Below are 21,821 nucleotides of genomic sequence, written 5' to 3'. Positions count from 1 at the left end.
ATGGAGCGCACGGGCCGTCCCGACGCTCGCGGACTCGACGCGCACGGCGAGAAGACCGCGGCCGCCAGGGGGGTCGCCTGGGGCGGGATCGAGTCGGCCACCTCGGCGCTCGTCGGGCTGGTCCTGACCCCCTTCGTCGTACGCGCCTGCGGGATCGAGGGGCTCGGGCTCTGGGGGGCGTCCTGGTCGCTCGCCCACACGACCCATCTCCTGGATCTCGGCGTCGGGGCGTCCTACAGCCGGTTCACGTCGAAGGCGATCGCGATCTCCGACACGGCCGGCCTCAACCGGATTCTGGGGGCCGGAATGGGATTCCACCTGGGCCTGGGGATCCTCCTGTCGGCGATCGCCCTGGTGTGCGGTCCGCGCGCCCTGGGGCTCGTCGTGCCCGGCGGACCCCTCGCGGGGCAGGCCGCCACCGTCTTCGGCTGCACGCTGGCCACCGTGGTGCTGCGCACGGTCCTCTCGGGCTACCGCGGCGTGGTCGCCGGGGCGCAGCGCCTGGACCGGCTCGGACGAATCGGATCGACCGTCTCTCTGCTGGAGGGGTGCGGCGCCGCCCTGGCGCTCTCTGGCGGCTTCGGGCTTCGTGGCATGGCGCTCAACTCGCTTCTGGCCGCCGGGCTGGCGTCGTTCCTCGAAGCGACGGCGGCGCACCGTCTCGTGCCGGGTCTGAGGCCCGTGCCGTTCGCGGCAGGGAGAGCCGAATGGCGGGAGCTCCTGTCGTTTGGCATGCGCATCCAGATCGTGCGCGTCTCGGAGATCCTCGGCGCGCACCTCCCCCGCCTTCTCCTGGCCGGAGCGTCCGGATTCGTCGCCGCGGGCCTCTACGATCTGGGCGCGAAGATCGCCGGGATCCTGCAGATCGCGGCCCTGCCCCTGCCTGTCATCCAGCCCCTGGCGGGGCGGCTCGATGCGCGCGGCGACGATCAGAGTGTCCGCGCCCTCGTCGAGCGTGCCACGCGTTACGTGGCGCTTCTGGCCGTCCCCTGTCTCGCATTGGTCCTGCTCGACGCCGAGGCGGTCCTCAGGGCCTGGACGGGACGCGACATTCCGCAGGCCTCGGCCACCGCGGCGCGATTGCTCGCCGCGGCCGCGGCCCTGAGCTTCATGGTGTCGCCGCTTCGTCTCGTCCTGCGGGGGATGGGCCGACCGGGACCCGAGGCCCGCGCCGCGCTCGGCGGGTCGCTCGTGCACGTCGGCCTGGCCGCGGGCCTGGCGGCCCCGTACGGGGCCCCCGGCGTGGCCGCCGCGGCGCTTCTCGGGGCGGCGCTGGCCGCGGCCCTGCTCACCCGGGGCGCGCTCCGGATCGCTCCACGTCTCGTTCGTCCCACCGGTCTCGCCGTCCCCGCTCCCGTCCTGGCCGGGCTCGGCGGCCTGCTCGCCGGCGGTGCGTTGCGCCTGGCCGTGCTGGGAGCGCACCTGCCGGTCGCGACGCGGACCGCGGCGCTGACGCGCCTCCTCCCAGAGGGGATCGTCCTCGTGTCCGCCGCGTTCCTGCTCGCGGTCTGGCTGCGGGCGTTCACGCGCGACGATCTCGCCGCGCTCGCCGGGGCGCTGCCCGGCGCCGGCCGCGCGGCCGGCCCGCGCGCCTCCGGGCCGGCGGGCCCGCACGCGGCGCTCGGCGCGGCGGGGCGAACATGAAGACCATCCTGTCTGGGGCCTCCAACCCCCGCTTCGAGGCGCTCCCGGACTATCTCGCCGCCGCGCTGTCGCGCCTCGGTCACGAGGTGACGCGGTTCGATCACCGCGACTTCCTCCTGCCCGGCCGCCTGCGCCAGCGCTGGCCCACCCTGGATCGGCTCGATCGGGACCGGCTGAACGCGCGCCTCCTTCGGCTGGCGCGCCGCGTGCGGCCCGATCTCCTGATTGTCAATCAAGGGGCCGTCCTGACCCGGAGGACCATCGAGCGGCTGCGCGACCAAGGCGTCCGCTGCGTGAACTGGTTCTCGGACTATCCGGCCGAATTCCACGCGGGGCTCCGGATGGCCGACGCGTACGACTCCTTCTTTCTCGGCTCGTCGTTCGCCGCGGCCCGGCATCGCGAGGCCGGCCTCGCGCGTTCCTTCTGGCTCCCGTTCGGCTGCGACCCGGAGGCGCACCGTCCCGAAGCGGTGGAGGCGGCCCCCGCGTGGCGGGGCCCCGAGACGGTGCCGCCGGTCGTCTTCATCGGCTCACATTATCCGGAGCGCCAGGTTCTCCTTAGGTTCCTGCGCGGCCTGTCCGTCGGCGTCTGGGGACCCGGCTGGGAGCGGGCGGCGGACGATCCCATCGTGCGCCCGATGATCCGGGGCGGCCCCCTGAGGCCCGCCGCCTGGCGCCGGCTCTACGCGCGATCCAAGGTCGTCCTGAATATCCATTACGGCGCGTTCGGGCCGATCGAGGCGTCGGGAGATCTGGCCAGTACCCGCGTCTTCGAGATCCTGGCGTGCGGCGCCTTCCAGGTCGTCAACCGGCAGGGGGATGTCCTGCGCCTGTTCCGGGACGGGGAGCATCTGTCCGTGTTCTCGAGCGGCGAGGAGATGCGCGCCCGCGTCGAGCAGGCGCTGGCAGACGACGCCCTCCGCCTGGCCGTGGCGCGGGCGGGGCGGGCCGAGGTACTGGCCCGGCACACCTACGGGCACCGGGCGAGCGTCCTCCTCGATCCGGCGGCGAAGGACTTCGTCCCGGCGGCGGCCACCTGGCCCCCGGCGCGGTCCGGGGCGGCGGGAGGATCCCGATGAGGGTCGTGCGCATCGTCCACCTGGTGGAGGCGCTGGGGACGGGCGGTCTGGAGCGTGTGGTGCAGGCGCTCGTGCGGCACGCCGACGGGCGTCGCTTCGAAGTGGAGGTCCTCTGCGCGGTGAAGGGGGGCCCCGTGGCGCGCGAGATCGAGGCGCTCGGAACGCGGGTGCGGATCCTGGGCGGGCGCGGTTACGGTCCGCGCGACATTCTGTCGGCGGCCCGGGCGATCAGGGAATCGGGGGCCGACGTGGTGCACTCCCACGGTCACTTCGCCGGCGTCGTGGGACGGGTCGCGAGGTGGTGGGCGGGCGGAGCGGTTGCCGTGCACCACCTGCACACGGTCGATTCCACCTTCGAGGCGAGGCATCGCCGGCGCGAGCACTTCCTCCTCCGCCTGACCCGGCGTGTCGTGTGCTGTTCGGAATCGGTGGCCCGCCACGCGAGGCGGGATCTGGATGCGCCGCCCCACCTCCTGTCGGTCATTCCGAACGGCATCGATCCCCCTCCGCCAGCCAGCCGGGCCCAAGCGTTCGAGCGCCTCGGATTGAATCCGGGAGCCGGTCCGATCGTCGGATGCGTGGGAGGACTGTCGCGCCACAAGGGGCAGCTCATCCTGATGCACGCCGCGGGACAGCTCTCCGGCGGGCCGCCGAGCCCGACCCTGGTGCTGGTCGGCGAAGGCCCCGAGCGCCCCAGGCTCGAGTCGGAGGCCGTCACCCTGCAGGGGCGGGTCCGGGTTGTCTTCGCCGGCGAGCGGCCCGACGCCCGCGCCCTCCTGCCGGCTTTCGATCTCCTGGTCGCGCCCTCCATCGAGCGGGAGGGGTTCGGTCTGGCGGCGCTCGAGGGAATGGACGCCGGCCTTCCGGTCATCGCAAGCCGCCTGGGCGGGCTGCCTGAAGCCGTGGAGGACGGCCGGACGGGACTCCTGGTGCCGCCCGGCGACGTCCGGGCCCTGTCCCTGGCGATCGGGCGCCTGCTGGCGAGTCCGGCGGAACGCCGCGCGCTGGGGGCGGCGGGGAAGAGACGGGTCGAGTCGCGCTTCCGGGCCGCCTCGATGACGAGGCGGGTGGAGAGCGTGTACGAGGAGGTCCTGAGTGAGCGGCGCGCGGCCTGAGAGGACCATTCTGTTCCTGAGCGAGCGCTCCGATCTCTACGGCGGGGGGCAGCGGAGCCTGTGCGATCTCTCGAGCCGGCTGCGCCCCCGCGGCCTGCGGCCGCTGGCGGTCGTCCCCGGGCCGGGACCTCTCACGGACGCCCTGGAAGGCCAGGGGACGGAGTGGGCGGCCCTGCCCCTGCCGCCGCTGCTGTCCCGGGGCGGGTTCGGCCCCCTGATCGCCCTGGAGCGCCTGGTCCGGCTGGCGCGCCGGCTGGGGGCCGACCTCCTGCACAGCGACTCGCCTCGCACCGCCGTGTACGGCGGCCTCGCCGGGCGATTCCTGCGCCGCCCGCACGTCTGGCACGTGCGCGCTTCGCGTCCTTCATCCGCGGTGTCCGATCGCCTTCTGGTGTCGCTGTCCGACAGGATCATCTCCGTCTCCCGCGCCGCCTCCGAGCGGAGCGCGGCGGTGCGGCGCTCCCCCGCGATGCGCGTCGTGCGCACCGGGCTTCCGGACATCCACTTCCTGCCGCGGGCCGACGCCCGCGCCGCCCTCGGCCTGCCGCCCGATCCGTTCGTCTGCGGCGTGGTCGGCCGGGTGGAGGAGGACAAGGGGCGGGACGATGCCCTCGCGGCCCTGTTCGCCATCCGGCGGGTCGCTCCGTCTGCCCTTCTCACCTTCCTCGGCCCGCTCGATGTCGACGGCCGGTGGGCCCACACCTGCTCGCTGCGCGCTGCCGCCGCCGGGGCGGCCGGCGCGGTGCGTCTCGCCGGCGACCGCCCCGACGCGGGACGGCTCCTTCGGGCGTTCGATCTCCTGCTGCACCCGTCGCGTCACGAGGCGCTTCCCCGGGTGGTGATCGAAGCGCTGTTCGCCGAGGTGCCGGTCGTGGCGTCGGCCGTGGGTGGCATCCCCGAGATCATCGAACCGGGCCTGAGCGGGCTCCTGGTCCCTTCCGGGGACCCGGATGCCCTGGGACGCGCCGCGGCGAGGATCGCCTCCAGTCCGGAGCTCGGCCGCAGCCTCGCGACCGCCGGCGTCGCGCGGGCGCGGACCCATTTCGGCATCGAGCGGATGATCGACGAAACGACCGCCGTCTACGACGAGCTGCTGCGGCCGCGCCAGGCCCCCACCCTGGCCGGGCCGGGCGGGAAGGTCGGGGGCCGGGCCCGGGAGGTGATGCCATGACCGATCCCGATCGGGGCCCACAGCCCGCGCCCGTGGACGCCGCAGGGCGACGGGTACCGGACATCCAACCGCCGGCCTCCCCCGCGCGCCCCTGCCCGGGCTGCGGGGCGCGCGGCCCCGTGTCCCTCCCCTCCGAGAGCCACGCCGTCCGCTGCCTGCAATGCCGCCTGGTCTACATCGATCCCGTCCCGGCGGAGGCCATCACGCACCAGTCTTACGGCCCCGTGTACTACGAGCCGTGGCAGGGGCGAGAGGCCCGATCCCGCCTGCGTCTCTGGAGACGGCGCCTGGGCCTGATCGAAGCGCGGTCGCGTCTCGGGACGCTCCTCGACGTCGGCTGCGGCGACGGGCTCTTCCTGAGCGTGGCCCGCGAGGCGGGGTGGCGCGTCGACGGCATCGAATTCTCCCCCGAAGGGGCGCGACGATCGTCCCAGCGTCTCGGGCGGCCGGTGGCGGTCGGAGACCTGGCGCGCGAGCGGGGCCTGCGGGGCCCGTTCGACGTGGTCACGCTGTGGCACGTCCTCGAGCACCTGGTGGATCCGGGGACGATGCTCGACGCCGCGCGCGCCCGTCTGCGCCCCGGGGGTCTGCTGGTCGTGGCCGTGCCCAACCTCGACAACCTTCCGATGCGGGCCGCCTACCGGCTGGCGCGCGGCCGGCCTCTGCCGCTGTACGAGACCGGCGCGCGCGAGCCGCACATCAGCCATTTCGATCCCCGGACGCTTCCCGCATTCCTCGCGCGCCGGGGCTTCACCACCGTCGAGCTGCGGCCGGACCGCTGCGCCCTGACTCTGCCGAAGCGGGGGATCGATGCCCTGGCGGCCTTCCTGTCGATCGTGTCGCGCCGTCTTCTGACCGACGCCATGGTCGCGTTCTGCCGGAGGCCCTGATGATCCCTTCGGATGCCCGGATCCGTCTCGAGGTCGTGCGGCCCCCCGACCGGATGATCGCCGACCGCGCGCGGCGCGCGGCGCGCCTCGCCTGGCTGGCTCTGCGCTCGGCCGTCCTCCTGCCCCTCGGCCTCCTGCGGCGTCGGGTCCGCCGCATGCCGTCGCCGTCGCGGGTCTCCCGCATCCTGGTCATCCGGTGCGACCGGCTCGGTGACATGGCCCTGACCACCCCGGCCCTTCAGGATTTGAAGGACCATTTTCGCCGCGCCGAGATCACCGTCCTGGCGCCCCCCGGGGCACTGGCCCTGCTCGAGGCCCACCCGGCAGTCGACCGGCGGGCGCCCCTGATCGACCGGCGGCTGCCGGCGGACCTCCTCGGACGATTCGACCTGGTCATCGATTTCACCCCCGACGAGGACCTGCGCGGGGCTCTCCTGGCGCGCGCCACCCGCGCGCCGCTCCGCGCCGGATTCTGCGCCTTCGGGCGGCAGGCGTTCTTCAGCCTGCGCGGTCCCAGGGCCGATCCGCGCCGGCACGTCGTCGACCTGAATCGCGATCTGATCGCCTCGCTCGGGATCGAGCCGGGAAATCGACGGCCGGTGATCCACGTCACCCCGGAGGAGCGCGGCGCCGCCCAGGCCCACTTGGCCGCGCTCGGGGCGGCCGCACCGCGCGTCGCCGTCCACCCCGGAGGCCATTTCCCCAGCCAGCGCTGGCCGGCAGAGCGCTTCGCCGAGCTGGTGAGCGGTCTCACCGGAAGAATCGGGGCGGCGTGCATCGTGGTGGCGGGACCGGATGAACAGGACCTCGTGGAGCGCATCTGCGCCGCCACGCCGGACGCTCTGTCCACCGGACCCTTGAGCGTGCGCGAGATGATGGCGGTCCTCTCGGCCTGCGATCTGTTCATCGGCAACAACTCCGGGCCTCTGCATATCGCGTCGGCGCTCGGGCTTCCCACCGTGTCCGTGATGGGGCCGACCGATCCCCTGCGCTTCGCGCCGCGCGGGCCGGCCGATCGCGTCGTGCGCCGTGATCTGCCGTGCTCCCCGTGCCACAGGGGGCGCTGCTGGCACCACACTTGCCTGCGCTCGATCGAGCCCGAGGATGTCCTGGCGCAGGCGGAGGCGGTCGTGGCGGCCCTCCTGCCGCAGCAGGAGGCCCGATGAGCGCCGTCGCGCCCCGCCCGGCAGCCGCGTCGGCCGTGCCCGCGCGCCGTGTCCCGCGCCCGCGCGCCCGTGCGCGTTCCCTCGCCATCCTGCATGTCATCACACGGCTCGACCGCGGCGGCTCCTCCGACTGCACGCTGCTGCAGGCGATGGGGGCCGCGCGGCGCGGTCACCGCGTGACCCTGGTCTCCGGACCGTCCGCGATCCCCAGCCCCCTTCTGGCCGCAGCCCGGACGCAGCCCGGTCTCGAAATTCTCCAGATCGATTTCCTGGTGCGCCGGCCGTCCCCCCTGCAGGACCTGAGGGCGCTCGGCGCGATCCGGAGGCTCGTGCGCGACCGGCGCTTCGACGTCGTGCACACGCACACCTCGAAGGCCGGCGCCCTCGGCCGCCTGGCGGCATTCCTGGGCGGCCGCCCGCCGCTCGTCCACCAGCCCCACGGACACCTGTTCTACGGCTACCACGGACCGATCGGGACGGCGCTCGTGGTCCTGGCCGAGCGCCTCCTCGCGCCTCTGGCAAGTCGCCAGATCGCCCTGTCCTGGCGCGGCGCCGAGGAGCACCTGTGCCGTGGCATCGGCCGTCCCGGCGATTTCACCGTCGTGCGCTCCGGGATCGATTTGCGGCCCTATCGACGCGCCCGTGCCCGCCGGCCCGAATGCCGGCGTCGCTGGCGGTTTTCCCCCGAGGATTTCGTGGTCGGAACGCTGTGCCGGCTCGAGCCCGTGAAGGGGGTCGCAGAGCTCCTGGACGCCTTCCTCCTGGCGGCATCGTCCACGCCCCGTCTGCGCCTGGTGGTCGGCGGGGACGGGCCCCTGCGGGGCCGCCTCCTGGAGCGGGCAAGGGACGCCGGCATGGCGGAGCGTGTGGTGGTCGGAGGATCGTGGGTGAGGCCCGAGGACGTCCTCCCGGCCCTCGACCTGTTCGTGCTCGCATCGAGAAACGAGGGGATGGGAAGGGCCCTCATCGAAGCCATGGCGGTGGGCCTCCCGGTCGTCGGCACCGCGGTCGGCGGCGTTCCGGAGGTCCTGGAGGAGGGAGGGGCCGGCATCCTGGTCCCCCCGGGCGACCCCGAGGCGCTGGCCGCGGCGATCTCGAGGCTGGCGGCGGACGAGCGTCTGGCGGCCCACTACGGGCGACGCGCCAGGTCCCGCGCGGTGGCCTTCGGCGCCGGCAGAATGAACCACGCCCTCCTGAAGATCTACCGCAAGGTGATCCGATGACCGCTGCCTCCGGCGGTTCCCCCCGGGACCGGCGCCCCCGCGCGCTGCGGGGCCTGGCGCTGGCCCTCCTGACGGCGTGCGCCATGTTCGACGCCCGCGCGGCGGAGGCGCCTGGCCGCGCGGGCGGCGCGAGGTACTCCGACCTCGTGGCCGTGGTGCACCTGCACACCACCCTGAGCGACGGTCTCGCCACGCCGGTCGAGATGGCGCGCGCGGCGCGCCTCGCCGGGGTCGACGCTCTGATCGTCACCGACCATTTCCTGGAGCGAGTGGCCTACGCCCCCTGGCCCCTGGGGAACGTCACGGGGGTCGCCCTGTCCCGCCCCTCCGTGAAGTCGCGTGGGATCGCGAGCTACCTGAAGTCCCTCGCCGCGGCCGAAGCGGAGACCGGCATCCTGGTCCTGCCCGGAATCGAAGTCAGTCCGTACGCCCGCTGGAGCGGCTCGCTCCTGACGCGCACGCTGCGCCTGGAAGGCTGGCACCGCCACGCTCTGGTGATTGGCATCGAGAACGCCGGCGAGCTGGCGCGCCTTCCCGTGGCCGGCAATCTCTCCGGCGGGCGCTATGCCGCCTGGTCCCTCCTCTACCTGCTGCCCGCCATCGCCCTCGCCTGGTCGGGCCGGCGCGCCCTGCGGCCCGTCTACCACGAAACCCGGATACGACAGTTCCGCCTGCGGCGGAGGCGGCTGCCGATCGGCGAGACCCTCCTGGGGTCGACGGCGCTCGTGCTGCTCGTCCTCGGCTTCCCATTCAAGGTGGAGCGCTTCAGCCCGGTGGCCGGGGATCCCGGCGAGGCGCCGTTCCGCCTGCTGGAGGATCGGGTCCACGATCTCGGAGGCTTCATCGCCTGGGCCCACCCGGAGGCGGCGGCTGACAAGGAATTCCTGGGGGTCCGCCTGTCCACGGAGTCTTACGGCGGTCTGCTCTTGAAGACGGACGCGGACGCCTTCGGCGCCATGCCCGAAGGGGTGAAATCGCTCCTGCCGGCCGGGGGCTTGTGGGACCAGGCGCTCCGCGACCATCTCCAGGGCCGGCGAAGGAGCGCGCCGTTCGCTCTGGCGGAGCTCGACGAGCACCGCGCGGCCGGGGCGATCGACCTGGGAATCCTGCAGACGGTCATGCAGGTGCAGGAGCGGACGCACGCCGGCGTCCTGGAAGCCATGAAGGAGGGAAGAATGTACGGGCGCTGGACGCCCGACCGGAAGCCTCCCCTCGGCCTGACGGAGTGGAGCGTGAGGTCCGACGAAGCGGAAGCGATCGCCGGAGCGACCCTGCGCTCCCGCGGGCCGGTGACCATCCGCCTGGCGGTGTCCGGCGGCGACGGCGCCCCCGCCATGGCGCGTCTGGTGCGCGACGGACGCGTCATCTGGTCGAACCGCGCGTCCCCCCCGTTCGAGGCGGCCGTCGAGGACGACACACCGGGCGCGACGTCGTACCGCCTGGACGTCGAGGGGGCCTATCCCTACCGGCTGATCAGCAATCCGATCTTCGTCGTTCGGGGCGCCGAGGAGGGGGCATGAGGCTGGCGGCGCACCAGCCGCAGTATCTGCCGTGGCTGGGGTATTTCGACAAGCTGGATCGCGTCGACAGGTTCGTCCTGCTCGATGTCGTGCAGTACAAGAAGAACGAGTGGCAGAACCGCAACCGGATCCGCACGCGGGACGGCTGGCAGTGGCTGACGGTCCCGGTCCACTACCGCTTCCCGATGTCGATCCGCGAGGTCACGCTGGACGACGAAGGCGGCCGGTGGCGCCGGAAGCACCGCGAGGCGCTGCGCACCCACTACGCCCGCTCCCCTTATCGTGCGGCGGTGATGCCGGCGCTCGAGGCCCTCCTGGACGAGACCCACCCGAGCCTGGCGCACCTCAACCAGCGCACCGTGCGGCTGCTCGCCGACCTGCTCGGCGCGCGCACTCCGATCTCCCTCGCCTCGGACGTCCCGGGCCTCCCCGACGGGGCGGACGAGAGGCTGATCGCGCTCTGCCGCCATTTCGCCTGCTCCGAGTACCTGGCGGGGGCCGGAGGGGCGGCCTACATGGATCTGGAGGCCTGGCGGCGGGCGGATGTCCGGGTCGACTTCCAGGATTTCCGTCATCCGGTGTACCCGCAGTCGTACCCCGGATTCGAGCCGCATCTCTCCGCCCTCGATCTGCTTTGCAATTGCGGCCCCGGCAGCATCGCGCGCATCCGCGCCACCCGGGAGGCGGCGTGAACATCCTGGCGATCGGCGCCCATCCCGACGACGTCGAATTCGGCTGCGGCGGCACGCTCATGAAGTATGCGGGGAAGGGGGCCCGCATCGAACTCCTGGTCATGACCGACGGCTCGCGCGGCGGCGACGCCCGCATCCGCCGCCGCGAGCAGCTCGCGGCGGCGCGCGTGCTGGGGGCGGGGCGGGTCCACTGGGGCGGCTATCGCGACACCCTGCTCCCGACGGTGCGGCACCTGATCGACCGCATCGAGCGCGCCCTGGCGGCGGTCCGGCCCGACTTCATCTTCGTCAATTACCCCGAGGACACCCACCAGGATCACCGCCAGGTGGCGCGCGCCGCCGTGTCGGCGACACGCCACGCGCGCAACGTCCTCTTCTATGAAGGGCCGACGACCGTCGAATTCACCCCCACCGTGTTCATCGACATCGCCGACGAGATCCGCGGGAAGATCCGCGCGCTCCAGACTCACCGGAGCCAGGTCATGAAGACCCGCATCGAGGGGACCGCCATCTGCGAGATCGCCGAGGCCTCCGCCCATTTCCGCGGCGTGCAGGGACGCGTGCGCTGGGCCGAAGGGTTCGCGCCGCTGCGATTGTTCATCAACGTCACGGAGACCCCGGCGGCCCATCGCGCCCTCTCTCGCCGCAGGCGGGGGCGCTGATGCGGCAGGCGCTCCGGGTACCGCACGCCGAGACGCCGGTGCCCCATGCGCGCCCCTGCCTGGGCCGGGAGGAGGAGGGGGCCGCCCTGGGCGTCCTGCGCTCCGGCTGGCTGGCCCCCGGGGCGCAGGCCGCGGCGGCCGCGGAGCGGCTCGCCGGCCTGGCCGGCTGCACCGGCGCGGTGCTGCTCTCCTCGGGGACCACGGCGCTGACCCTGGCTCTGCGGGCGATCGGCGTCCAGCCGCGCGATCAGGTGGCCCTGCCGAGCTATGCCTGCGCCGCCCTCCTCCACGCGGTCCGGGCCGTCCCGGCGCGCCCCCTGGTGTGCGACATCGACCCGCAGACCCTCGGCCTGTCCCTCGAAGACCTGGATCGGCGCGCCCGGGGGCCGGTCGGCGCCGCCATCGTGGTGCATCCGTTCGGCGTGCCGGTCCGGATCGAGCCGTTCAGGGCCCGGGGGATCCGGGTCGTCGAGGACTGCGCGCAGGCGATCGGGGCCTCCGTCGATCGAGCGCCGGTCGGCTCGCGCGGAGACCTGGCGGTCTTCTCGTTCGGCCCGACCAAGCCCCTGACCTGCGGCGGTCCGGGAGGGGGCGTGGCGGCCACGCCGGCTCGCCTCCTGGCGTCCGTCGTCGATCTGGCGTCCCACGACGAGCAGCCCGACGACCGTCCAAGGGTGAACGGCCTCATGGGGGACCTGCACGCGGCGATTCTGCGGGTGCAGCTGGGACGCTTGGGGGCGTTTCGCGACAGGCGCGCCGCCATTGCCCGGCGTTACGACGAGGCGTTCGCCCCGCTCGGACTCGCCCGCCCTCCCTCCCCTCCCGGCATCGATCCGCTGGTCTACCGGTATGGCGTGCGCCTCCCGGACGCCGATCGCTGTCTCCGCGAGCTGAACCGGCGCGGCATCGTGGCCCGAAGACCTGTGCACACGCCGCTGCACGTCCTGCTCGGCCTGCGGGAGCCGTTCCCCCACGCCGAACGGGCGCAGCGGGAGATGGTCTCCCTGCCGATCTTCCCCGCCCTGACCGATCGGGAGGTGGAGCGGGTCATCACGGAGGTGCGGCAGTGCCTGTCCTAGCTCTCCTCGCGGTCGGGGTGTGGCTCCTGGCGCGCCCGCCCGGCGGCGGCGCCCCGGAGATCGCCCTGGTCGCCTTTCTCGCGGCCTTCGGCCTGACGCCTTTCGTGAGCCTGGTGGCGCGGCGCGGCGGCGCCCTCGACCTTCCGGATGCGCGCAAGAAGCACGGTGCGCCGACCCCCAAGCTCGGCGGTGTGGCGGTGATCTCGGCCTTCGTCCTGGCGATGGGACGCACCTCGACCATCGACCGCACCATGCTCTGCATCGCGGCGGCGGCGCTCGCCCTGATGCTGGCGGGGGCGGTGGACGACACGCGCGGGCTTTCGGCCCGCCTGCGTCTCGGCTTGCAGCTCGTGTGCGCCCTCCTGGTGATCGGCGCGGGGGTGCGGCTCAATCTCCTCCCCGGGGCCGCCGGCGCCGCAGCGAACGTCCTCCTGTCGATCGTGTGGATCGTCGGCATCACGAACGCCTACAACTTCATCGACGGCATGGACGGCCTGGCGGCCTCCCTGGGGGCGCTCATCGCCATGCTCCTCGGGCTGGTCGCCCAGTCCTCGGGCCAGGGGGGGCTGGCGGCGGCGTGCGCGGCGCTCGCCGGGGCCCTTCTCGGGTTCCTCCCGCACAACCTGCGCGCCACCCGTCCCGCCAGCATCTTCCTGGGCGACTCCGGAAGCGCCAGCGTCGGCTTCCTCCTCGCCTCCCTGGCGATCAAGGAAGACTGGGCCGAGGGGGATCCCCTCGTCGCGCTGGCCACCCCGGTGCTGATCTTCAGCGTCCTGATCTACGACATGATCCAGACCACGGTGTCGCGCGTGGCCTCGGGGCGGGTCCGGAGCTTCCGCCAGTGGATCGATTTCGTGGGGCGCGACCACATCCACCATCGATTCGCCGACCTCCTCGGGAACCAGAAGCGCGCCCTGGCGCTGATCCTGGCCCTGGCGCTCGGCCTCGGGCTCTCGGCGCTCGGCCTGCGCCGGGGCGACGGCCCCGTGGCGTTCATCTTCCTGGTGCACGGGGCCCTGGTGCTCCTGGTGGTCGCCGTGCTGGAAGGGTCGGCCGCGCGCACCGGATCGCGGCGATCGCCGCCGTCACCCGGCGGCGCTTCGGGCCGCGAGGGCCGGTGAGCCGCATGCTGCTCCTGGCGGTCAACGACTTTCCGCCGCTTCTGGGGGGCGAGGCCACCCTCTACCACGGCCTGGCCCGGCACCTCGGGCGGGAGGAAGCGCTCGTCCTGGCGCCCCGCGCCGCCGGCGATCAGGCGATCGACGCCGGGCTGCCGATCGAGGTCGTGCGCCGCTGGCTCCCCGGTCACGGCGGCGGGATCCGACGAGTGGCTCGCGCCCTGTTCGGCGGGATCCACCTGACGGCGCTTCTCCTCAGGCGGCGGTTCGACTATCTGGTCTGCGGCCAGCTCCTCTCGATTGGCGCCCCCATGGCCGTCCTGGCGCGCCTGTGGCACGTCCGCTATGCCGTGCTCGTGCACGGGGCCGACCTGGCCGACTACGCCGACCGGGAGCCCTGGCGACGTCTGGCGCGCTTCATCCTGAGCCATGCCCACACCGTGGTCGCCAACAGCCGCTTCACCGCCTCGCTGGTCGATCGGCTCCTCCCGGGGGCGGCGCGGCGGATCATCGTCCTGCCGATGGGGGTCGATCCCGCTCCGACCGTCTCCCCCGAGCGGGTCCGGGCGCTGCGCAGCGAGTACGCGCTCGGCGAGGGGCCGGTCCTTCTCTCGGTGTCCCGCCTGATCCCGATGAAAGGGCACGACATCGTGATCGAGGCCCTCCCCCGCCTGCTCGGGCGGTTCCCGGATCTGTCCTTCCTCATCGTCGGGGACGGTCCGAACCGGGCGGCCCTCCAGGATCTGGCGCGGGCCCGCGGTGTCTCGGCGCGCGTGATCTTCGCCGGCCGCGTCCCGCCTGGAGCGCTTCCGGCGCACTACGCGCTGGCGACGCTCTTCGTGCAGCTCAGCCGCGAAACGGGGCGCTATGACGGTCTGGAAGGGTTCGGCCTGAGCCTCCTGGAAGCCGCCAGCTTCGGCGTGCCGAGCGTGGCCGGCCGCACGGGGGGCGTATCGGAGGCGGTCGCCGAGGGGGAGAGCGGCCTCCTGGTCCCTCCGGAGGACGTGGAGACGTTCGCCGTCCAGGTGGAGCGCCTCCTCTCCCGTCCCGTGGAGCTGAAGCGGCTTGCCGACGGTGCGCGCCGCTGGGCGGCCTCTCATCCCTGGGAGGCCACGGCCCGCTGCCTGCGCTCTCTCGGAAACGGAGGCTGATCGCTCATGTGCGGCGTGGCCGGCGCCTTCAGCCTGGATGGGTCTCCGGTGCGGCACCTCGCCGTGAAGGCCATGACGCAGGCCCTCCTGCACCGCGGGCCGGACGAAGGGGCCGTGGTCCTTCTGGGGCCGGAGAGGGGCGCCGTGACCGGAGGTCCCGACGCCCACGAGCGCCGGCCTGCCGGATCGGTCGCTGCGATCGTCGGGCTCGGGCATCGCCGGCTCAGGGTGATCGACCTCAGCGGCGCCGCGGCGCAGCCGATGCGCGCCGCCGGCGGCACGGGCTGGCTGGTTTACAACGGCGAGCTCTACAATACCTCCGAGCTGCGTCGCGACCTCATGGCCCGCGGCGTACGCTTCCGATCGCGGTCCGACACCGAAGTGGTCCTCGAGGCCCTCTCCGCCTGGGGGCCGGAGGCGCTGTCACGGTTCAACGGCATGTTCGCCCTCGCCTACTGGCGGCCCGGCGAACGACGGCTGATCCTGGCCCGCGATCGATTCGGCGAGAAGCCGCTCTACTACGCGCGCGCCGGCGGTCTCCTGATCTTCGCCTCCGAGATCGGGGCGCTGGTGCGTCACGGCGGGCTGGCCCTGACCGTGGATCCGGAGGCCATCGAGCTGTACCTGACGTTCGGCTTCATTCCGGCCCCCTGGACCATCTATCGCGAGATCAGGAAGCTCCCGCACGCGTCCTATCTCGAGGCGCGCCCGCACGCCGAGCCGCGCCTCGCGCGCTACTATCGGCTCGAGGAGCGGCTGCGGCTGCCCGCCCCGCCGAAGGTCGACGAGGCGGTCCGCGACACGCTGCGCGCCGCGGTCGCCTGCCGGCTGGAAGCCGACGTGCCGCTCGGGGCCTTCCTGTCCGGCGGGCTGGACTCGTCCGCGGTCGTGGCGCTGATGGCGCAGCTGCGCAAGGCGCCCCCCCGCACCTACTCCATGGCGGTCCCGGGCCTCGAGTACTTCGACGAGTCGCCGCGTGCCCGGCGCACCGCCTCTCTCCTCGGCACGGTGCATCGCGAGGTGCCGGTGGATGCGGCGCGCCTGCAGGCGGAGATTCCGTTCGTCCTCGATCGCCTCGACGAGCCCTTTGCGGATTCTTCCGCCCTGGCCTCGTCGATCATCGCGCGCGAAGCCCGAGGCGACCTGACCGTGGCCCTGTCGGGCGACGGAGGGGACGAGGTCTTCGGAGGATACCGCCTGTATCGCGCCTTGTCGGCGCACCGGCTCCTGCACGCCCTGCCGGCCCAGGCCGTCTCCGCCCTGGCGGCGCTCCTCGCCCCCTTCCCCGCGCGACACGGCGGCGGGGCCGCGGGGGCCGCGCGACGGGCGCGCCGCCTCCTGTCCGGACTGTCGTCCGATCTGGCCGCCGCCCATGCGCTCTGGATGTCGGCCACGGACGCACCGGCACGTCGCGCCCTGCGCCCCGGGACGGTGGACCACGACCTTGGACGGGCCCTGGTGGAGGAGCGCTACCGGCGGTTCGGGGGGGGACTCGACGCGACCCTGGCGGTGGAGATCGACCTGCCTCTCGTCGACGACATGCTCGCCAAGGTCGACCGCACCAGCATGCGCCACGCCCTGGAGGTGCGCGCCCCCTTTCTCGACCCGGCCCTGGTCGAGCTGGCGCTGTCGCTTCCGAGCCGCGAGCACTTCTCTCCCTTCTCGGGAAAGCGCCTGTTGCGCCGGGCGCTGCGCGGCATCGTGCCGGGCCACGTGAGGCGCGCCCCGAAGCGCGGCTTCGAGGTGCCGGTCGGTCACTGGCTGGCCGGGCCCCTGGCGGGCCTGTACCGCGAGGTGGTGACGCCGCAGGCGCTCGACATCCTCGCCGGCGCGGATCACCGGGTGGCCGCGGGGTGGCTCGAGGACCACCGGCTGCGCCTGCACGATCGAGGCGCCGTCCTGTGGGCGCTGTTCGCGCTGTGCTACTGGCATCGCGGCCCGCACCGGATCCATCTGAAGGACGCGGCGGAGGCCGGCGGTCAGTTGCGGGACGACTCGAGAAGGGACGCGATTGTCCTGAGGAGGTCGGAGGGCTGAATCGGCTTCGGAATGTAGGCGTTCGCCCCGAGGGCCAGGCCGCGCTTGCGGTCCTCCTCCGCCCCCTCCGTCGTCACGATGATGATCGGAAGGGTCTTGGTGCGGGGATTCCCGCGGATCAGCGAGATCAGCTTCAGCCCGTCCATCATCGGCATGTTGATGTCGGTGATGACCAGATCGACACGCTCCGTGGTCAGCTTCTTCAGGGCGTCCACGCCGTCGACCGCCTCGATGATCCGGCATTCCTTCAGGCGGCGGAGCGAGAAGGCCAGCAGCTGGCGCATGGTGGGTGAATCCTCGACAATCAGGAAGGTGGCGGCGCTCATGACGTCCCCGCCCTCTGCGGCGAAGGGGCCGTCAGCAGGTCCAGGAACCCCTGGATTTCCGAGAGCTTCTTCTCCGAGCGCTGGTACAGCTTCGAGCTGAACAGGGCCGTGGCGGCGTGGCCCGCCAGGAGGGTGAACAGCTCGAAGTCGAGCGGCTCGAAGCGTTCCTTCTGCGTCAGCAGCCGGTAGATGGCGATCACGCCGATGACGCGCGCGCCGATCCGCAGAGGCACGCAGGCGATCGGGCGGGCGGGATCGATGTCTCCGGACTCCGGCAGCGGATCCGCGTAGTAGGACTCGCCCGCGGCGGCCCGTTGCAGCGGCCCGCGATCCGGACGGATCGTCTCGGGGACCGAGTCCCCCATCCCCTGGCTGGCTTCCGTTTTCAGATGATGGTGGCGCTCGTCCACCCAGAAGATGCCGAAGGCATCCGCCCCGATCAGGTTGATCAGGATTTCCTTCACCGTGACCAGGACCTCGGCGAAGTTCAGCGTCGCATGCAGCTGGTAGGACGCGACGTAGAGATTCGCGAGGTGGTTGTTCTGGGCGTCGATCTCGTCATAGCGCGCCGCGACGCTCCGGTTCATCTCCTCCACCTGGCGGAAACGGCCCAGAAGCTCGTTCCGCTCCTCCTCCAGCGCGCGCACCCGCTCGTTCAACTGGGCAAGGGCCGGAGAGCCGGCGGCCGATCCCTGGGTCGCGGCCTGCTCCACCTCGCGCTGCAGGCCGGAGACGCGAAAGCGCAGCCGTTCGTTCTCGCGCAGGAGCTCCTCGGTGAAGGCGCGTGCCCGGCTGAACATGTTCCGCAGTTCTTCGCCGCGCGCCGAGATGTCGTCGCGCTCCCCCGGCTGGGGGCCGGCGTCGCGGCTCCGGTTCATGGCTCAGAATATAGGTCCCGCTCCCCGCCGGTGCAATCCTGTAACCGGGGGTCAGGGACGGCGGCAGACGCGGACCATCTCGAGCGCGATGTCCCGGCGGGGGAGCACGCGATCGGCCAGCCCGGCGCGGATCGCGCCGCGCGGCATTCCGAAGACGGCGGCGCTCTCCTCCGATTCGACGATCGTCCGGCCGCGGCTCTCCTTCACGGCGCGCAGGCCGGCGACCCCGTCCCCCCCCATGCCGCTCATCAGCACGGCCAGAATCCGCGCGCCGAACAGGCCGGCGGCCGACGTCATCAGTAGGTCGGCCGACGGGGCATATCGCTCGGACGCCTCGCGCGGCCGGACGCTGAACAGGATGCCGCGCCCCTTCCTGTCGAGGGTCGTCTGCTGCCCGCCTGCGGCGATGTAGATTCGGCCGGCCGCCAGGCGGTCCCCCTCCTTGGGCTCCGAGACCGGCAGGGCGCAAAGGCGGTGGAGCCTGCCGGCGAACAGGGAGGTGAACCGCTGGGGCATGTGCTGGGCCACCACGACCGCGGCGGTCGTCTCGCGGGGCAGCTCGGGGAGGATTTCTTGAAGCGCCGGAGGTCCGCCCGTGGAGCAGCCGATCACGATGAGATCCTGCGGGTCGGAGACGGTCACGGGCCCGCGCGGCGCGGCGCGGCCTCGGCGCGCACTTCGGCGATCTGCTCCTTCAAGGCCTCCGTCAGGACCGTCATCCTGTCCGGCAGGCTGGGAAAGCGCCTGCCGATGAGATCCTTCGCCTGCGCCAGTTCCTCGCGGAACTCCTCCGAGAAGCGTCGCTCCTGGACCGCCCTGACGAACCCGTCCGGGTAGTAGATCCGGAGGTCCGAGATCATGATGCGCGCCAGGCGCCGGATCTCCGAGCGCGGGTCGATCGGCTCATCGGCACCGTTCGGGGCCAGGGCCGCCGGCTCGACCGCGGGCGAACCCAGCGTCTCCGCTCCCGTCGCGTTCCCCGGCGGCGCCGCCCGCCGGCCGAGATGCCCCTGCAGCCTGGTGCGCAGCTGCGCCTCCGGAATGACGTCCTCGAAATAATCGTCGGCGCCATAAAGGTTCCCGGGAGTGCGCATGAACCGGCCGGACTTGAACACCGAACCGACCAGGACGACCCGGGTCCCCCTCAGATCCGGGCTCCCCTTCACCCCTTCACACACAGCCACACCCAGGAGCCGCTTCAGGTAGACATTCAGGACCATGAGCGCCGGCCGGCGGGCCACCGCATAGCGGAAGGCCGCCTCCCCATCGTCGGTCACCTCGACCCTGCACCCGAACGATTCGAGCGTGCGCCGCACCAGGTGCCGGAACTCGCGATCCTCGTCCCCGACCAGCACCAGCACCGGCCCCGCGGCGCGCTCGCCGCGAGTGTCCGGCTGGCCGCCCGGCGGCGACACGGGATCGAAGACGCGCTGGCAGGCGGAGCAGCGCAGGCGCCGCCCGGCATGCGCCCCTCCGCCGTCGGGGACGCGGTAACGCCGCCCACAGCCCGGACAGGCCACGATCATGAGAGCCTCTTCACCATGGCATCGAGCTCCAGGAGAATCACGTACCCCTCTTTGTGGCGCAGGACACCGCCGAGCACTCCGGGAGGTCCGTGGCGCAGCCCGGACGGCAGAGGCTCCAGGGCGTCGCCGGGCACCGCCGTCACCCGCGACACCGAATCGACCACCAGCCCGAGGAGGTCCCCCGACGATTCGACGACCACGACCTGGGCGCGCCGATCGGGAGGACGCGGCGGGCGGGCCAGACAACGGCGCAGGTCGAACAGGGTCACCATGCGCCCGCGCAGCGGCACGATGCCCTCGATCGCCTTGTCGGCGAAAGGCACCGGCGTGGCGCCCCGGTGGCGCACGATTTCGACGATCGGCTGGAGGGACACACCGTACTCCTGCCCGTCGACCATGAAGACGAGGATCCTCCCCTGCTCCCGATGTCCCGTCTCGACCGCGGCGGCGTCAGGCACCGACGCGATCCTCCGGGGCTCCGGCCACCAGGGCTTCGGGATCGAGAACGAGGACGGCGCTCGCGTCGCCGAGATCGGTCGCCCCCGCCACCCCCGTCACGTCGCGCACCCAGCGCCCGACCGGCTTGACCACGACGTCCTGGCGGCCCAGGAACCCGTCCACGACGATGCCGACACGCCGGCCGCCCGACAGGGTCACCAGGGCGAATCGACCGGTGGGCTCGTCGCCGCCGTCCTCGCCGACCCCCTCGAGGAGCCTGTCGAGGCGGACCAGTCGGAGCGGGCCGTCCGGGTGGTCGTAGACGTCCCCGCCGCTGTCCCGGCGGCGACGCGACCACTGGAGCCGCACGTTCTCGCGGATCGATCCGAGCGGGATGGCGAAGCGCTGCCCCTGCGCCTGCACGATGAGCGCAGGCACCAGGGCCAGGCTGATCGGCACGGTCATCGTGAACGTCGTCCCCTTCCCCTCGATCGAGCGGACTCCGATGGTCCCCTTGAGGCGCCTCAGGGAGCGGCGCACCACGTCCATCCCCACCCCTCGCCCCGAGAGCTGGCTCACCTTCGTCTCCGTGCTGAAGCCCGGCAGGAAGATCAGGTCGCAGGCCTGCGCCAAGGTGAACGGCTCCCCCGGTCGAAGCAGGCCACGCGCCTCCGCCGCCGCGCGCACCGACGGCATGGAAATGCCCCGTCCATCGTCGATGACATCGATCACGACCGCCCCCCCGCGGCGGAAGGCGCTGAGGACCAGGCGCCCCTGCCGGGGCTTTCCCGCCCGCTCGCGCTCCCGCGGCGCCTCGATCCCATGGACGAGGGCGTTGGTGACGAGATGAATCAGGGAGGGGGCGAGCCCGTCCATCACCGCCTTGTCGATCTTCGTATTCGCCCCGAGGGTGTGCAAGGTGACTTCCCTGCCGGAGGCGCGCGCCGTGCGGGCGACCAGCCGCTCGGCGCCCCGGAACATCTGCTCGAGCGGGACCAGGCGCGCTTCGATGGCGCTGCGCTGCAGGCCGCGCAGCCGCTTCACGATCCCCTGGATCCGCGGTGCCAGCTCGCGCACCCGCCGGTCGTCCGGATGCACTTCGCGTACCGCGCGCAGTCCCTGCTCCAGCGCCGCGACGGCGATGGACAGGTCTCCGACCTGGGCCAGGACATCGTCGAGGCGCGCCACCGGCACTCGCAGCGAGCCCGACAGGCCCACGAGGTCCTCCAGATCCCCCTGCGTGGCCCCTGCAGGCCCCCGGGACGCCACGTCCGCGACGGAGGTCCCCGACGCGATCGGCCGGATGGACGTCGACCGCCCCGCGGGGAAATCGTCCACCCGGAGCGGCCGGTCGCTGGCCATCATGAGATCGAAGGAGATCCCTCCTCCGACGCCGGGAAGGGGGATTCGGGCGATCACCTCGCCGATCTCCCCCGCCTGGCGCACCGCCTCCTGGAGCTGGGACTCGAGATGATCCGGTTCGAAGTGCAGCCTGACGAGTGACAGCAGGCGACCCCGCCGACGGAGCTCCCCTATCCGGCGCTCTTCGAACTCCGTGAGAACCGCGCGGACTTCGGCCGGCACATCGAGGTCGGCGGAGGCAGGCACCGTCGGGACGAGGATCGAGGCGGCCGCCCGCCGCAGGCGCTCCCGGACGGCTTCGAGATCCGCCCCTCCCCCGGCCCTCAGACGTCGGAGCGCCTCGAGCAGGGCGTCCAGGCTGTCGTGCAGCAGGTCGAGGATGGGCCCCTCGAGCCTCCCGCCCAGGCGCAACCGGGCGAGGAGATCCTCGAGCTCGTGGGTCATGGCCGCGATGTCGGGAAACCCGAGAAGCGAGGCGAACCCCTTGAGCGAGTGCACTTCCCTGAAGATGGTGTTGATCGACTCGGCGTGGGGCCGTCCGGCGGCGAAGACGCTCTCCAGCTCGCGCAGGCGGTCCGACAGGGTCTCGAGGATTTCCTCCGCCTCCGAGACGAAATCGCTCCGGCTGCGCTCGTTCTCGGGACGGCCGAGTCCATCGTCAGGCATGCGCGCCGCCTCCCCCGGACGCGGCCGACCGCTCCGACAGGCGCCGCTTCAGCGCGAGGTCCCCGTGGCTGACGATCT

The 21,821-nt window shown here is 72.9% G+C and carries 20 protein-coding genes; 14 read left to right on the top strand and 6 right to left on the bottom strand.

Features of this window, described 5'->3' with window-relative positions; genetic code table 11:
- The 14 genes from VGV60_11670 to asnB are packed head-to-tail and all read left to right on the top strand — an operon-like array spanning position 1 to position 16,547.
- On the top strand, positions 1-1,644 hold the full coding sequence (locus VGV60_11670) for a lipopolysaccharide biosynthesis protein (protein ID HEV8701920.1): 1,644 nt from the start codon (positions 1-3) through the stop codon (positions 1,642-1,644).
- Entirely contained in the window at positions 1,641-2,723 is a 1,083-nt protein-coding gene (locus VGV60_11665) for a glycosyltransferase (GenBank protein ID HEV8701919.1), read from the top strand. The genes VGV60_11670 and VGV60_11665 overlap by 4 nt, the downstream gene beginning before the upstream one ends.
- Complete coding sequence (locus tag VGV60_11660; GenBank protein HEV8701918.1) at positions 2,720-3,838, top strand: glycosyltransferase; 1,119 nt, start codon at positions 2,720-2,722, stop codon at positions 3,836-3,838. Before VGV60_11665 ends, VGV60_11660 begins: the two co-directional genes overlap by 4 nt.
- Positions 3,819-5,009 (top strand): glycosyltransferase family 4 protein, encoded by a 1,191-nt coding sequence (locus tag VGV60_11655; GenBank protein HEV8701917.1) that lies wholly within the window; start codon positions 3,819-3,821, stop codon positions 5,007-5,009. Before VGV60_11660 ends, VGV60_11655 begins: the two co-directional genes overlap by 20 nt.
- A complete protein-coding gene (locus VGV60_11650; protein HEV8701916.1) occupies positions 5,006-5,899 on the top strand; it encodes a class I SAM-dependent methyltransferase in 894 nt (297 codons plus the stop codon). Before VGV60_11655 ends, VGV60_11650 begins: the two co-directional genes overlap by 4 nt.
- Complete coding sequence (locus VGV60_11645; GenBank protein ID HEV8701915.1) at positions 5,899-7,065, top strand: glycosyltransferase family 9 protein; 1,167 nt, start codon at positions 5,899-5,901, stop codon at positions 7,063-7,065. The genes VGV60_11650 and VGV60_11645 overlap by 1 nt, the downstream gene beginning before the upstream one ends.
- Positions 7,062-8,288 (top strand): glycosyltransferase, encoded by a 1,227-nt coding sequence (locus VGV60_11640; GenBank protein ID HEV8701914.1) that lies wholly within the window; start codon positions 7,062-7,064, stop codon positions 8,286-8,288. Before VGV60_11645 ends, VGV60_11640 begins: the two co-directional genes overlap by 4 nt.
- Complete coding sequence (locus VGV60_11635; GenBank protein ID HEV8701913.1) at positions 8,285-9,808, top strand: hypothetical protein; 1,524 nt, start codon at positions 8,285-8,287, stop codon at positions 9,806-9,808. The genes VGV60_11640 and VGV60_11635 overlap by 4 nt, the downstream gene beginning before the upstream one ends.
- Positions 9,805-10,500: a WbqC family protein gene (locus VGV60_11630; GenBank protein ID HEV8701912.1), complete on the top strand. Its 696-nt coding sequence runs from the start codon at positions 9,805-9,807 to the stop codon at positions 10,498-10,500. Before VGV60_11635 ends, VGV60_11630 begins: the two co-directional genes overlap by 4 nt.
- Positions 10,497-11,162 (top strand): PIG-L deacetylase family protein, encoded by a 666-nt coding sequence (locus tag VGV60_11625; GenBank protein HEV8701911.1) that lies wholly within the window; start codon positions 10,497-10,499, stop codon positions 11,160-11,162. The genes VGV60_11630 and VGV60_11625 overlap by 4 nt, the downstream gene beginning before the upstream one ends.
- On the top strand, positions 11,162-12,241 hold the full coding sequence (locus VGV60_11620) for a DegT/DnrJ/EryC1/StrS family aminotransferase (GenBank protein ID HEV8701910.1): 1,080 nt from the start codon (positions 11,162-11,164) through the stop codon (positions 12,239-12,241). The genes VGV60_11625 and VGV60_11620 overlap by 1 nt, the downstream gene beginning before the upstream one ends.
- Positions 12,229-13,362: an MraY family glycosyltransferase gene (locus VGV60_11615; protein HEV8701909.1), complete on the top strand. Its 1,134-nt coding sequence runs from the start codon at positions 12,229-12,231 to the stop codon at positions 13,360-13,362. Before VGV60_11620 ends, VGV60_11615 begins: the two co-directional genes overlap by 13 nt.
- 5 nt (positions 13,363-13,367) lie before the next feature.
- Positions 13,368-14,510 (top strand): glycosyltransferase family 4 protein, encoded by a 1,143-nt coding sequence (locus tag VGV60_11610; GenBank protein ID HEV8701908.1) that lies wholly within the window; start codon positions 13,368-13,370, stop codon positions 14,508-14,510.
- Positions 14,511-14,516: 6 nt separating this feature from the next.
- Positions 14,517-16,547, top strand: a complete 2,031-nt coding sequence (asnB, locus tag VGV60_11605; protein HEV8701907.1) for an asparagine synthase (glutamine-hydrolyzing) — start codon at positions 14,517-14,519, stop codon at positions 16,545-16,547.
- Here the strand turns inward: asnB and VGV60_11600 are convergent.
- From VGV60_11600 to VGV60_11575, 6 genes are read right to left on the bottom strand one after another with little or no spacing between them, the layout of a single operon-like run.
- Positions 16,490-16,873, bottom strand: coding sequence for a response regulator (locus VGV60_11600; GenBank protein ID HEV8701906.1), 384 nt, complete (start codon positions 16,871-16,873; stop codon positions 16,490-16,492). The genes asnB and VGV60_11600 overlap by 58 nt on opposite strands.
- Positions 16,870-17,751, bottom strand: coding sequence for a GAF domain-containing protein (locus tag VGV60_11595; protein HEV8701905.1), 882 nt, complete (start codon positions 17,749-17,751; stop codon positions 16,870-16,872). Before VGV60_11595 ends, VGV60_11600 begins: the two co-directional genes overlap by 4 nt.
- 51 nt (positions 17,752-17,802) lie before the next feature.
- Positions 17,803-18,393, bottom strand: a complete 591-nt coding sequence (locus tag VGV60_11590; protein ID HEV8701904.1) for a CheB methylesterase domain-containing protein — start codon at positions 18,391-18,393, stop codon at positions 17,803-17,805.
- Positions 18,390-19,277, bottom strand: a complete 888-nt coding sequence (locus tag VGV60_11585; protein HEV8701903.1) for a zinc-ribbon domain-containing protein — start codon at positions 19,275-19,277, stop codon at positions 18,390-18,392. Before VGV60_11585 ends, VGV60_11590 begins: the two co-directional genes overlap by 4 nt.
- A complete protein-coding gene (locus VGV60_11580) occupies positions 19,274-19,735 on the bottom strand; it encodes a chemotaxis protein CheW (protein ID HEV8701902.1) in 462 nt (153 codons plus the stop codon). Before VGV60_11580 ends, VGV60_11585 begins: the two co-directional genes overlap by 4 nt.
- Entirely contained in the window at positions 19,728-21,743 is a 2,016-nt protein-coding gene (locus VGV60_11575) for an ATP-binding protein (protein HEV8701901.1), read from the bottom strand. Before VGV60_11575 ends, VGV60_11580 begins: the two co-directional genes overlap by 8 nt.
- Between the last annotated feature and the right edge of the window lie 78 nt (positions 21,744-21,821).

The sequence above is a fragment of the Candidatus Polarisedimenticolia bacterium genome, from assembly GCA_036001465.1.
In the GTDB taxonomy this organism is placed as follows: Bacteria; Acidobacteriota; Polarisedimenticolia; order Gp22-AA2; family Gp22-AA2; genus Gp22-AA3.
This window is presented reverse-complemented; position numbering and strand designations above follow the sequence as displayed.